Here is a 13,431-nt window from a genome sequence, read left to right as displayed (position 1 = left end):
GCAACCGGAGCGGCCTACAGCCAGTCGTTGCGGCGGAACGCGCGGAACAGCAGCCCGCAGATGACCACCATCAGCATCAGCACCGCGGGGTAGCCCCACGTCCACGAAAGTTCGGGCATGTGCGCGAAGTTCATGCCGTAGATCCCCGCGATCGCCGTCGGCACCGCGGCGATCGCAACATAGGCCGAGATCTTGCGCATGTCGGTGTTCTGCTGCATGGCCACCTTGCCGACCGCCGCCTGCACCAGCGAGCTGAGCACCTCGTCGTAGCTGGCGATGCGATCGGAGGCCTTGATCGCGTGGTCGAGCACGTCACCCATGTACTGGAGGATCTCCACCGAGACCAGGTCGGCGTGCTCGGAGCCCAGCCGCTGCAAGTCGGTTGCCAGCGGGCCGACGGCGCGGCGCAGTTCGACGACCTCGCGCTTGAGCAGATAGATGCACTCGATGTCGGTCCGCTTGGTCGGCGAGAAGACGTCCTCCTCCATCGCGTCGATGTCGGTCTCGATCGAGTCGGTGACTTCCAGGTAGCCGTCGACGACGTGGTCGGCGATCGCGTGCATCACCGCGTAGGGGCCGAGCGCCAACAGTTGCGGTGAGGCGTCGAGATGCTTGCGGACGCCGGCCAGGCCGCCGTGCTCACCGTGCCGGACGGTCACCACGAAATCGGCGCCGACGAACACCATGACCTCGCCGGACTCGACGATCTCGCGGGCGTAGGCGATCGACTCGTGCTCCACGTAGGTGACGGTCTTGAGCACCATGAACAGGGTGTCGTCGTAGCGTTCCAATTTCGGCCGCTGGTGTGCGTGCACAGCGTCCTCGACGGCGAGCGGGTGCAGCCCGAACACGTCTGCCACGGTTTGCATCTGGCCTTCGTCGGGCTCGTGGAGCCCGATCCAGACGAACGCGTTGCGGCCCTGCTGACGCAGCTCGCCCACCTTCTCCTGGGCGGCGTTGTGGGTGTAGTGGCCGGGCAGGCGGGTGCCGTCGCAGTAGATGCCGCAGTCGACCGTCGCGCGGGCCACCGGCACGCGGACCGGGGCGGGCGCGGCCTTGGTCGACGGGCGAAACGACGGCATCGACTTCCCTCTCCCCGAGACGACGTCGCCCCCGGTTATGGGGCCTGGTCGATGCTACGCGGCTGCCCGTGTCGGCTGCCTGCTAGTTTCGTCCCGGAAACCAGACGCGCCCGCGGTGCGGGCATGAGTATGCGGTCCAAGGAGCATCGACGTGAGCAAAACTCCCCTCAAGGTCGCCGTCACCGGTGCCGCCGGTCAGATCGGCTACAGCCTGTTGTTCCGCCTGGCCAGCGGTTCGCTGCTGGGCCCGGACCGGCCGATCGAGCTGCGGCTGCTCGAGATCGAGCCGGCGCTCAAGGCGCTCGAGGGTGTCGTCATGGAGCTCGACGACTGCGCGTTCCCGCTGCTGTCCGGTGTCGAGATCGGCTCCGACGCGAACAAGATCTTCAACGGCGTGAACCTCGCGCTGCTGGTCGGCGCCCGGCCGCGCGGCCCGGGCATGGAGCGCAGCGACCTGCTCGAGGCCAACGGCGCGATCTTCACCGCCCAGGGCAAGGCGCTCAACGAGGTGGCCGCCGATGACGTGCGCATCGGGGTGACCGGTAACCCGGCCAACACCAATGCGCTGATCGCGATGACCAACGCCCCCGACATCCCGAAGGAGCGGTTCTCGGCGCTGACCCGCCTGGACCACAACCGGGCGATCAGCCAGCTGGCCCGCAAGACCGGCGCCAAGGTCACCGACATCAAGAAGATGACGATCTGGGGCAACCACTCGGCCACCCAGTACCCCGACATCTTCCACGCCGAGGTCGGCGGCAAGAACGCCGCCGAGGTGGTCAACGACCAGGCCTGGATCGAGAACGACTTCATCCCGACGGTCGCCAAGCGCGGCGCCGCGATCATCGACGCCCGCGGTGCGTCGTCGGCGGCCTCGGCCGCGTCGGCCACCGTCGACGCCGCCCGCGACTGGCTGCTGGGCACCCCGGCCGACAACTGGGTGTCGATGGCGGTGGTCTCCGACGGCTCCTACGGTGTGCCCGAAGGCCTGATCTCGTCGTTCCCGGTGACCACCAAAGACGGCAACTGGTCGATCGTGCAGGGGCTGGAAATCGACGACTTCTCCCGCGGCCGCATCGACAAGTCGACCGCCGAACTCGCCGACGAGCGGACGGCGGTCACCGACCTCGGTTTGATCTGAAATTCCTGCCGGAGGCGATTAGGTTACCTACCAGTTCGTCGTTAACCTGGGCGCCGTGTCGCAAGCGTTGAGAGACCCTAAGGTGACCAGATCCCAGATCGTCGTCAGCGACGAGGAGATTTTCGCGGCCCACGCGGGCGGCAAGCTCTCGATGGCGCTCAAGTCGCCGCTTGACACCGAACAGGCGCTGTCGATCGCCTACACGCCGGGGGTGGCCCAGGTCAGCCGCGCCATCGCGGCCGACCACACCCTGGCCGCCCGCTACACCTGGGCCAACCGGCTGGTGGCCGTCGTCAGCGACGGCAGCGCGGTGCTCGGCCTCGGGGACATCGGCGCCGCCGCGTCGCTGCCGGTGATGGAGGGCAAGAGCGCGCTGTTCAAGGCGTTCGCCGACCTCGACTCGATCCCGATCGTGCTCGACACCAAGGATCCCGACGAGATCGTCGAGACCCTGATCCGGCTGCGGCCGACGTTCGGGGCGGTCAACCTCGAGGACATCTCCGCGCCGCGCTGCTTCGAGATCGAGCGTCGCCTGGTCGAGGCGCTGGACTGCCCGGTCATGCACGACGACCAGCACGGCACCGCGATCGTCGTGCTGGCGGCTCTGCTCGGGGCGGCCAAGGTCGTCGGCCGCGACATGGCGTCGCTGCGGGTCGTGGTCTCCGGCGCCGGCGCGGCCGGGGTGGCGTGCGCGAAGATCCTGATCGCCGCCGGGGTCGGCGACATCACGCTGCTGGACCGGCAGGGCATCCTGCACAAGGACCGCGACGGCCTCAACGAGCACAAGGCCGAGATGGCCGGTATCAGCAATCCGCGCGGGCTCACGGGTGGGATGGCCGAGGCGCTCGCCGGCGCCGACGTGTTCCTCGGACTGTCCGGCGGGGTGGTGCCCGGTGAGCTGATCGAGTCGATGGCGCCGAACGCGATCGTGTTCGCGCTGTCGAACCCGGACCCGGAGATCCACCCCGACGAGGCGAGCAAGTACGCCGCCGTCGTCGCCACCGGCCGCAGCGACTTCCCGAACCAGATCAACAACGTGCTGGCCTTCCCCGGCGTGTTCCGCGGGGCGCTCGACGCCGGCGCCCGCCGGATCACCGAGCGGATGAAAGTCGCTGCCGCCGAGGCGATCTTCTCGGTCGTCGGTGACGACCTGGCCGCCGACTGCATCGTGCCGAGCGTGCTCGACCCGCGCGTGTCGCCCGCGGTGGCGCAGGCGGTCGCCGCGGCGTCCGACGACTAGGTCGCCGGTGAGCCGGCCGCTGGCGCTGGCGCTCGTCGCGCTGATCGTGGCGGGCACCGCGGCGTGCGGCGGGTCAGCGCCCCCGCCGTCGATCCCGGTCGGTTCGACGCCGCATCCCGAGGACTCGCTGCTCGCGCACCTGTATGCCGCCGCGCTGCGGTCCTACGGCAGCGCCGCCCATGTCGAAAACCGCGAGGACCCGCTGCTCGGACTGGACTCCGGCGAGCTTCGCGTCGTCCCCGGATTCACCGGGCGCCTGCTGCGCCGGTTCGATCCCGACGCCACCGCGCGCGCGGCCGCGCAGGTGTACCGCGAGATGATGTCGGCTCTGCCGGAGGGCGTGGCCGCCGGCGACTACACGACGTCGGCCGAGGACAAACCCGCGCTCGCGGTCACCGAGGCCACCGCCGAGGCGTGGGACGGACGCGACGTCACCGCGGCCGTGCGCAACTGCGAGACGCTGACGGTGGCGGCCGCCGCCGACGCGCCGCGGCCCGAGACGATCGGCACCTGCACCCCGAAGATCATCGAATCACCGGATGCGGCAAAGGCATTCGACGCGGTGCGGACCGGGCGGGCGAAGGCGGCGTGGACGACGACCGCGGCGCCGGGCATCCCGTCCGAGCTGCTGACGCTCTCGGACCGCACCTCGCTGATCCGCGCCGAGAACCTGGTCCCGCTGTACCGGCGCAACGAACTGAGCGAGTCGCAGGTGCTCGCGCTCAACGAGGTCGCCGGGGTGCTCGATACCGCGGCGTTCGCCGAGATGCGAGCCGAGGTCGCCGACGGCGCCGACCCGGGACACGTCGCCGACGCGTTCCTGGCCGAGCACCCCCTCGGCGACTAGTGCGCGTTCGGGACCAGCCGCTTGACCGCGGTCAGGAACAGCTTCTGGTAGCCCGAACCGGTGAGCCGCACGATCACGTCGAGCACCTTCGCGTCGGCGCCGACCAGCACCCGCGCCCGGTTCTTGCGGACGCCGTCGAGGATGATCTTGGCGGCCTGCTCGGGGGTGGTGCGGGTCAGCTTGGTGTCGAACGTCTTGGTCAGGCCCTCGCGGTCGACGCCCTCGGCGGCGGTCGAATTGCGCATGATCGCGGTCTTGATGCCGCCGGGGTGGATCGTCGTGACCTTGACCGGATGACCGGCGGCCTGCATCTCCTGCCGCAGCGCCTCGGTGAACCCGCGTACCGCGAACTTCGCCGAGTTGTACGCCGCCTGACCCGGCACCGAGAAGATGCCGAACAGGCTGGAGACGTTGACGACGTGCCCGTCGCCGGAGGCGATCAGGTGCGGCAGGAACGCTTTCGTGCCGTTGACGACGCCCCAGAAGTCGACGTCCATCACCCGTTCGATGTCCTTGTACGGCGTGACCAGGACGTCGCCGACGTACGCGATGCCTGCGTTGTTGTAGATCTGGTTGACCTTGCCGAAGTGCTCGACGACGGCGTCGGCGTACAGCTCGAACGCCTCGCGCTCGGTCACGTCGAGGCGGTCCACCTTGACCGCGGCGCCGATCGCCTTGATGCGCTCCTCGGTCGCGGCCAGGCCCTCGGTGTCGACGTCGCTGATCGCCACGCTGGCGCCCGACCTGGCCAGCTCGATCGCCAGCGCCTGTCCGATGCCCGACCCGGCGCCCGTCACGACCGCGACCTTCCCGGCGAAGCCCTCCATAGTCACTCCCTCGCTCGTTGTGGTGACGAGGTTAGCCGGTACCGGCGGTCCGCCCACTAACGGGTTCGTCGCCCGATCGCTGAGACCGACGTAATGGTCGATTACGAGGCCCTTGATCGACCATTACGTCGGTTTCGAGTGAGCGGCGGACTTCAGGCGAACGCCTCGCGCCGGTTGTCGTCTCCTCGGCGTCCGCCTTCGTACCTCAGGCGAACGCCTCGTCGATGATCTCCTGCTGCTCGACCGCATGCACCTTCGACGAACCCGACGACGGCGCCGACATGGCCCGCCGCGACACCCGGCGGATACCGGTCAGCTTCTCCGGCAGCACCTCCGGCAGCGTCAACCCGAAGATCGGCCACGCCCCCTGGTTGGCCGGCTCCTCCTGCACCCAGAAGAACTCCTCGGCGTTCGGATACCGGTCGAGCGTCTCGGCCAGCCGGCGCCGCGGCAGCGGAGCGAGCTGCTCGACGCGCACGATCGCGACGTCGTCGCGCTCCTCCTTGTTCTTGCGGGCGGCCAGCTCGTAGTAGATCTTGCCGCTGGTCATCAGCACCCGCTTGACCCCGCCGCGGTCGCCGTCGCCGTCGGTGTACGTCGGCTCCTCGAGCACCGAACGGAACTTCTGCTCGGTGAAGTCGCGGATGTCGCTGACCGCGGCCTTGTTGCGCAGCATCGACTTCGGCGTGAACACGATCAGCGGCCGGTGGATGCCGTCGAGGGCGTGGCGCCGCAGCAGGTGGAAGTAGTTCGCCGGCGTCGACGGCATCGCGATCGTCATCGACCCCTCGGCCCACAGCAGCAGGAACCGCTCGATGCGGCCCGACGTGTGGTCGGGACCCTGACCCTCGTGACCGTGCGGCAGCAGCAGCACCACATCGGACAACTGGCCCCACTTGGCCTCACCGGAGCTGATGAACTCGTCGATGATCGACTGCGCGCCGTTGACGAAGTCGCCGAACTGCGCCTCCCACAACACAAGTGCCTCGGGGTTGCCCACCGAGTACCCGTATTCGAAGCCGACGGCCGCGAACTCCGACAGCGGCGAGTCGTACACCATGAACCGTCCGCCGGTCGGGTTGCCGTCCTGGTCGACGGTCAGCAGATCCAGCGGGGTGAACTCCTGACCGGTCGTGCGGTCGATGATCACCGAGTGCCGTTGGGTGAACGTCCCGCGCCGGGTGTCCTGGCCGGACAGCCGCACGGTCTTGCCCTCGGCGATCAGCGAACCGAGCGCCAGCAGTTCGGCGAACGCCCAGTCGACCTTGCCCTCGTAGGCCATCTCGCGGCGCTTCTCGAGCACCGGCTTGACACGCGGATGCACATTGAAGCCCTCGGGCAGCGCCAGATGCGCGTCGCCGATGCGGGCCAGCAGCGACTTGTCCACCGCGGTGTTCATCCCGGCCGGCACCATCTGGTCGGCCTCGACCGACGCGCTGGGCTCGATCTCGTGCTTCTCCAGATCGCGGACCTCGTTGAACACCCGCTCGAGTTGGCCCTGGTAGTCGCGCAGGGCGTCCTCGGCTTCCTTCATCGAGATGTCGCCGCGGCCGATCAGCGCTTCGGTGTAGCTCTTGCGCACACCGCGTTTGACGTCGATCGCGTCGTACATGGCCGGCTGGGTCATCGACGGGTCATCACCCTCGTTGTGCCCGCGTCGGCGGTAGCACAGCATGTCGATGACGACGTCCTTCTTGAACTTCTGCCGGAAGTCGACCGCCAGGCGGGCCACCCAGGCCGCGGCCTCGGGATCGTCGCCGTTGACGTGGAAGATCGGCGCCCCCACCATCTTGGCCACATCGGTGCAGTACTCCGAGGACTTGGCGTCCGAAGGTGATGTGGTGAAACCGATCTGGTTGTTGACGATGATGTGAATGGTGCCGCCGACGCCGTACCCGCGCAGCAGCGCCAGGTTCAGCGTCTCGGCGACCACACCCTGACCGGCGAACGCCGCGTCACCGTGCAGCATCAGCGGTACGACGGTGAACGCGTCCTCGCCGTCGCCCTTGGCCAGCAGGTCCTGCTTGGCCCGCACCAGGCCCTCGAGCACCGGGTCGACGGCTTCCAGGTGCGACGGGTTGGCGACCAGCGACACCTCGATGTCGTTGTCGCCGAACATCTGGATGTAGGTGCCGTTCGCGCCGAGGTGGTACTTGACGTCGCCGGAACCGTGCGCCTGCGACGGGTTCAGGTTGCCCTCGAACTCGCTGAAGATCTGCGAGTAGGGCTTGCCGACGATGTTGGCCAGCACGTTGAGCCGGCCGCGGTGCGGCATCGCGATCACGACCTCGTCGAGCGCGTGCTCGGCGCACTGGTCGATGACGGCGTCCATCGTCGGGATCACCGTCTCGGCGCCTTCGAGCGAGAACCGCTTCTGCCCAACGTATTTGGTCTGCAGGAACGTCTCGAACGCCTCGGCGGCGTTGAGCTTGCTCAGAATGTACTTCTGCTCGGCGACCGTCGGCTTCTCGTGCTTGACCTCGATCCGGTCCTGCAGCCACTGCTGCTGCTCGGGCTCGAGGATGTGGGTGTACTCCACGCCGATGTGCCGACAGTACGAGTCGCGCAGCAGCCCCAGCACGTCGCGCAGCTTCTTGTGCTCGGCGCCGGAGAACCCGTTGACCTTGAACTCGCGGTCCAGGTCCCACAGCGTCAACCCGTGGGTCAGCACATCGAGGTCCGGGTGGCTGCGGAACCGGTTCTTGTCCAGGCGCAGCGGGTCGATGTCGGCCATCAGGTGACCGCGGTTGCGGTAGGCGGCGATCAGCTCGATAACCCGGGCGTTCTTGTCCTCGATCGAATCCGGGTTGTCGGTGCGCCACCGCACCGGCTCATACGGGATGCCCAGCTCGCGGAACGTCTCGTCGTAGAAGTCGTCGTCGAGCAGCAGCTGGTGCACCACGCGCAGGAAGTCGCCGGACTCCGCACCCTGGATGATGCGGTGGTCGTACGTCGACGAGAGCGTGACCAGCTTGCCGACGCCCAGATCGGCGATGCGTTCGTCGCTGGCGCCCTGGAACTCCGCGGGGTACTCCATCGCGCCCACACCGATGATCGCGCCTTGGCCCCGCATCAGCCGCGGCACCGAGTGCACGGTGCCGATGGTGCCGGGGTTGGTCAGCGAAATCGTCACGCCGGCAAAGTCTTCGGCGGTCAGCTTACCGTCGCGCGCCCGCCGGACGATGTCCTCGTAGGCGGCGATGAACTGACCGAACGACATCTCCTCGGCGGCCTTGATCCCGGCGACGACGAGTTGGCGGCTGCCGCCCTTGCCCTGCAGGTCGATCGCCAGGCCGAAGTTGACGTGTTCGGGTGTCACCGCGTGCGGCTTGCCGTCCACCTCGGCGAAGTGACGGTTCATGTTCGGGAACTGCTTGACCGCCTGCACCACCGCGTAGCCGATCAGGTGGGTGAACGAAATCTTGCCGCCGCGTGTGCGTTTGAGATGGTTGTTGATGACGATGCGGTTGTCGATCATCACCTTGGCCGGGACCGCGCGCACGCTGGTGGCGGTCGGCACCTCAAGCGAGGCCTCCATGTTCCGAACCACGGCGGCGGCCGCGCCGCGCAGCACCTGGGACTCTTCGCCGTCGCCCGCAGCCTTTTCCTTACCCGCGTCGGCCTTCGCCGGCTTGGGTTCGGGCTTCTTCTCAGCGGCCGGCTTCTTCTCGGGAGCCTTCTTTTCGGGAGCCTTCTTCTCGGGAGCCTTCTGCTCGGGCTTCTTTTCGGAAGACTTCTTCTCCGGCGCGGGCTTGGTGGCCTGCGCGGCGCCGTTGCTGTCGCTCTGCTTGGGCGGCGGAGCGGGTGCGGGCTCGGGCGGGCTCACCGGCCCGGCGCCCCGCTGCCCGTTACCGCCACCGACCTGGCTGCGGGAGGTCGGCTCGGGGGAGTAGTCGACCAGAAATTCATGCCAACTCGGATCGACCGACGAGGGGTCCTCGCGGAACTTGCGGTACATCTCCTCGACCAACCACTCGTTCTGACCGAATGGTGAAGGTGAGCTCACGGTAGCTACTCGCCTCGATTCCTTCGTTTCACGCGAGCGCGTTCGCCGCACTCGCCGGGGTTAACTCGCGGTTACCCGCATTTCCGCCGCCTAAAGGCTAACGCCGAAGGCACGGCCAGACCACGACAACGGCGTTGTGGTCGCTGTCCTCGCACCGCCGCACACCACACCATCAGTGCTGCGGCGCCGGCAACACGTGCAGGGTCGTCGGCCACCGCGGCGGCGGGTCACCGAACGCGCCGCGCGCATTGGCCACGATGCGCTTGCCCATCAGGCGATTTCCCACGCCGCCGACGACGGCTCCGATGCCGACCGGCAGCAGCTTGCCGAACGCGATCGCCCCGCGCTTGAGCGTGTAGCGCTTGACGAAGTACTTCAGCAGCCGGGAATTCAGTTGTGAGACCGCAGGCAGTGGCAGCGTCGCCGCGCCGTCGGCGACCCAGCCGCCCTTGGTGCGGCCCGGCCCGAGCAGGTCGGCGATCGCACGCTTGCTGTCCTCGCCGACCAGCACCGCCAGCACCAGCGCGCGCCGGCGTTCCCGGTGCTCGGCGGGAATCGCGTGCACCTCCGCGACGGCCAGCGCGTACACGGCCGTCGCCTCCAGGAACACCACGGTCTCCCCGGCGACGGCCGACATCGCCGCCAGCGTGCCGATCCCCGGGAACGCTGCGGCCGAACCGACCGCCGCACCGCTGGCCATCACCGCGGCCAGGTAGTACTTCTCGAGTTTCTTGACGATCTCAGCCGGTGACGCGTCGGGATTCTGCTTGCGCAGGCGGTCGACATAGGCGCGTACCGCGGGCCCCTGCACCCGGGTGCCCCGCTCGAGGATGTGGGACAGGACCTTGGCGGCCGCGCTCGGATCTTCGGTCGGTCCGTTGACCGCCGGCAGGTTTTTCGCCTTCGACCGGGCACTCATATGACGCCTCCTGTCCCGAACGACTCCCACCAGGCTAACGCGTTGTTAACGAACGACGAGGACCGCGGGTGCCCGCCCGTGATCGCGCTCACGGTCTGCAGGATCGGGAAGAAATTATTGAGAAGCGACGCTAACCATTCCCATGGCACTATCACCGGCTGTGGACCTGACCGCCCAACCGCCGAGCCGTCTCCGGGTGATCGCCGTGCTGGGGGTCATGGTCGCCTTGGGTCCGCTGACCATCGACATGTACCTGCCCGCGTTGCCGAACATCGCCGACGAACTCGGGGTGTCCTCGTCTGTCGCCCAGTTGACGCTGACCGGCACGCTCGCCGGACTGGCGCTGGGCCAGCTGGTGATCGGGCCGCTGTCGGACTCGCTGGGCCGCCGTCGGCCGCTGATGGCCGGGATCGTGCTGCACATGCTGGCCTCACTGCTGTGCCTGTTCGCACCGAACATCGAGGTGCTCGGCATCGCGCGAGGGCTGCAGGGCATGGGCGCGGCGGCCGGAGCGGTGGTGGCGCTGGCCGTGGTCGGTGACCTGTTCACCGGCAACACCGCGGCGACGGTGATGTCGCGGCTGATGCTGGTGCTCGGGGTGGCGCCGGTGCTGGCGCCGTCGCTGGGCGCCGCAGTGCTGCTCAAGGCGTCGTGGCACTGGGTGTTCGCCGCGCTGGTGCTGATCGCCGGGGTGCTGCTGCTGGTGGCCGCGACCGCGCTGCCCGAGACGCTGCCCGTGTCGCATCGACGGCCGTTGAAGGTGCGCGGTATCGCCGCGACCTACCTCGAGTTGCTGCGTGACACCCGCTTCGTGGTGCTGGTGCTGGTCGCGGCGCTGGGCATGTCGGGTCTGTTCGCCTACATCTCCGCCGCGCCGTTCGTGCTGCAGGACCGCTACGGGCTCGATCAGCAGATGTTCGCGCTGGTGTTCGCCGCGGGTGCGATCGCGCTGATCGGCGCCACCCAGGGCAACGTGGTGCTGCTGCGCCGCTTCGCCCCGCAGAACATCGTGGTGTGGGCCCTGGTGGTCGGGTCGGTCGCCGGGGCGGCGTTCGTCGTGCTGGCGGTGACCGGCTTCGGCGGCCTGTCGGGCTTCCTCGTGCCGGTGTTCGTCGTGCTGACCGCGATGGGTCTGGTGATCCCCAACGCGCCGGCGGTGGCGTTGACCCGGCACCCCGATGCGGCGGGCACGGCCGCGGCGCTGCTCGGGGCCGGTCAGTTCGGTCTCGGCGCGGCGATCGCGCCGCTGGTCGGGGCCCTCGGCAACGACGAGTTCGCACTGGCCTCGGTGATGACGGTGGGTATGGTGATCGCGTTGCTCGCGCTCTGCCTGACGCTGCGCACCCAGGCCCGTTCGGCGTCGGAGAGCGCGGACGACTCCGAAGACGACGTCATCGTCGACGCCGTCCCCGAACCGGCCTGACGCCCGTAGGTCTCGACTTGTCGGGACCAGTGAAGCTCCGTAGCGTCGGGCGGATCGCCGAGAACTAGTCAACCCGAGATGTTTTCCACTCTGATCCCCCGGCAGACCTCTTCGAACCCGTGGCACGCGCTGTGGGCGATGATGGTCGGTTTCTTCATGATCCTCGTCGACGCGACGATCGTGTCGGTCGCCAACCCGTCGATCATGGATCAACTCGGGGTCGACTACGACGCGGTGCTGTGGGTGACCAGCGCCTACCTGCTCGCCTACGCGGTGCCGCTGCTGGTCTCCGGCCGGCTCGGCGACCGCTTCGGCCCCAGGAACCTGTACCTGCTCGGCTTGGCGGTGTTCACGGTCGCGTCGCTGTGGTGCGGTCTGTCGGACACCCTCGGGATGCTGGTCGCCGCGCGCGTGTTGCAGGGCGTCGGGGCGGCCCTGTTGACACCGCAGACGCTGTCGACCATCACCCGGATCTTCCCGGCCGAACGCCGCGGCGTGGCGATGAGCGTGTGGGGCGCGACGGCCGGGGTCGCGACGCTGGTCGGCCCGTTGGCCGGCGGCATCCTCGTCGACGCCCTCGGCTGGCAGTGGATCTTCTTCGTCAACGTGCCGATCGGTGTGGTCGGGGTCGCCCTGGCGCTCCGGCTGGTGCCCCAACTGCCCACCCACCGGCAGACGTTCGACATGCTGGGCGTGCTGCTGTCGGGCGTCGGGATGTTTCTGATCGTGTTCGCGCTGCAGGAGGGCCAGGCCAACGCGTGGACGCACTGGGTGTGGGGCCTGCTGGCGCTGGGCACCGGGTTCATCGCGGCCTTCCTGTTCTGGCAGGCGGTCAACCCCCGCGACCCGCTGATCCCGCTGGTGATCTTCCGCGACCGCGACTTCTCGTTGTCGAACCTCGGCGTCGCCACCATCGGGTTCGTGGTGACCGGGATGATGGTGCCGGTCATGTTTTACGCCCAAGCGGTGTGCGGACTTTCGCCGACGCGCTCGGCGTTGCTGACCGCGCCGATGGCGGTCGCCACCGGCGTCCTGGCGCCGTATGTGGGGCGCCTGGTCGACCGGGCGCACCCGCGTTCGGTGATCGGGTTCGGGTTCGCGGTGCTGGCGATCGCGACGACGTGGTTGTCGATCGAGATGACGCCGACCACGCCGATCTGGCGGGTGGTGGTGCCGCTGACGGCGACCGGCATCGGGATGGCGTTCATCTGGTCGCCGCTGGCCGCCACCGCGACCCGCAACCTGCCGCCGCAGTACGCCGGGTCCGGTTCGGGCGTGTACAACACCACCCGCCAGATCGGGGCGGTGCTCGGCAGCGCCAGCATGGCCGCGTTCATGACCTGGCGGATCAACGACGAGATGCCGCCGTGGGCCGCGGGTTCCGGTGCCGGCGACGCCGGGGTGCGCCAGTTGCCGCCGGTGCTGCAGGCGCCGTTCTCGGCGGCGATGTCGCAGGCGCTGCTGCTGTCGGCGTTCTTCGCGCTGTTCGGTGTGGTGGCCGCGATCTTCCTGCTCGGCTACGCGCGTCGGCCGCTGGCCGAACCCGGGCCCGGCGGAAGCCGCGCCGCCGCCGACGATGATTACTCGGACGACTACGACGACTACGTCGAGTACACGGTCGAGTGGCACGATCCCGGGCCCGCCCGGCCACCGGAGCCGGCGACCGAACCGCTGGCGGTGCAGGGCGGCGACGAGCCGCTGCCCAAGGAGGCCGGCGATTCGTGGCGCGCGATCCTCGACCAGCTGCTCGCCGACCTGCCGCCACCGCCGCCCGCGAAGTCCGCACCCGAGCCGATCGGGCTGGCGCACAACGGTTTACATGTCGACGACGAGGCTCCCCTGCAGCGGGTGCCGCGCCAGTTCTGGTTCGACTCACCCGGAAAGCACACGCGCGAGGGCGAGGCGCCGCGGCGCGGCAGGCACTCTCGGCCGTGGCAGGCCTGACG

The 13,431-nt window shown here is 68.9% G+C and carries 9 protein-coding genes; 5 read left to right on the top strand and 4 right to left on the bottom strand.

Features of this window, described 5'->3' with window-relative positions:
- Positions 1–14: 14 nt before the first annotated feature.
- Positions 15–1,082 (bottom strand): magnesium/cobalt transporter CorA, encoded by a 1,068-nt coding sequence (gene corA, locus BHQ18_RS17210; RefSeq protein WP_069414845.1) that lies wholly within the window; start codon positions 1,080–1,082, stop codon positions 15–17.
- Positions 1,083–1,233: 151 nt separating this feature from the next.
- Here corA and BHQ18_RS17205 point away from each other — a divergent pair, with 151 nt between their 5' ends.
- From BHQ18_RS17205 to BHQ18_RS17195, 3 genes are read left to right on the top strand one after another with little or no spacing between them, the layout of a single operon-like run.
- A complete protein-coding gene (locus BHQ18_RS17205; RefSeq protein ID WP_069414844.1) occupies positions 1,234–2,223 on the top strand; it encodes a malate dehydrogenase in 990 nt (329 codons plus the stop codon).
- Between the two features lie 55 nt (positions 2,224–2,278).
- Positions 2,279–3,463, top strand: coding sequence for an NAD(P)-dependent malic enzyme (locus BHQ18_RS17200; protein WP_372516623.1), 1,185 nt, complete (start codon positions 2,279–2,281; stop codon positions 3,461–3,463).
- Positions 3,464–3,470: 7 nt separating this feature from the next.
- Positions 3,471–4,310 carry a glycine betaine ABC transporter substrate-binding protein gene (locus BHQ18_RS17195; RefSeq protein WP_069414843.1) on the top strand — a complete coding sequence of 280 codons (840 nt, stop codon included), beginning with the start codon at positions 3,471–3,473 and terminating at the stop codon, positions 4,308–4,310.
- Here BHQ18_RS17195 and BHQ18_RS17190 read toward each other — a convergent pair.
- The 3 genes from BHQ18_RS17190 to BHQ18_RS17180 form a co-directional block, all read right to left on the bottom strand.
- Positions 4,307–5,137, bottom strand: a complete 831-nt coding sequence (locus tag BHQ18_RS17190) for an SDR family NAD(P)-dependent oxidoreductase (protein WP_069414842.1) — start codon at positions 5,135–5,137, stop codon at positions 4,307–4,309. The two genes, BHQ18_RS17195 and BHQ18_RS17190, sit on opposite strands and share 4 nt — an antisense overlap.
- A 205-nt stretch (positions 5,138–5,342) precedes the next feature.
- A complete protein-coding gene (locus BHQ18_RS17185) occupies positions 5,343–9,095 on the bottom strand; it encodes a multifunctional oxoglutarate decarboxylase/oxoglutarate dehydrogenase thiamine pyrophosphate-binding subunit/dihydrolipoyllysine-residue succinyltransferase subunit (protein ID WP_234794212.1) in 3,753 nt (1,250 codons plus the stop codon).
- A gap of 220 nt (positions 9,096–9,315) precedes the next feature.
- Positions 9,316–10,062: a hypothetical protein gene (locus BHQ18_RS17180; RefSeq protein ID WP_069414840.1), complete on the bottom strand. Its 747-nt coding sequence runs from the start codon at positions 10,060–10,062 to the stop codon at positions 9,316–9,318.
- Positions 10,063–10,204: 142 nt separating this feature from the next.
- Here BHQ18_RS17180 and BHQ18_RS17175 point away from each other — a divergent pair, with 142 nt between their 5' ends.
- On the top strand, positions 10,205–11,485 hold the full coding sequence (locus BHQ18_RS17175) for a multidrug effflux MFS transporter (protein ID WP_069414839.1): 1,281 nt from the start codon (positions 10,205–10,207) through the stop codon (positions 11,483–11,485).
- A 78-nt stretch (positions 11,486–11,563) separates the two neighbouring features.
- On the top strand, positions 11,564–13,429 hold the full coding sequence (locus tag BHQ18_RS17170) for an MFS transporter (protein ID WP_069414838.1): 1,866 nt from the start codon (positions 11,564–11,566) through the stop codon (positions 13,427–13,429).
- Positions 13,430–13,431: the final 2 nt, after the last annotated feature.

This window comes from Mycolicibacterium flavescens (assembly GCF_001722335.1).
Lineage (GTDB): Bacteria > Actinomycetota > Actinomycetes > Mycobacteriales > Mycobacteriaceae > Mycobacterium > Mycobacterium flavescens.
The sequence above is the reverse complement of the archived record's forward strand: the minus strand, read 5'-3'. Positions and strand labels throughout refer to the sequence as shown.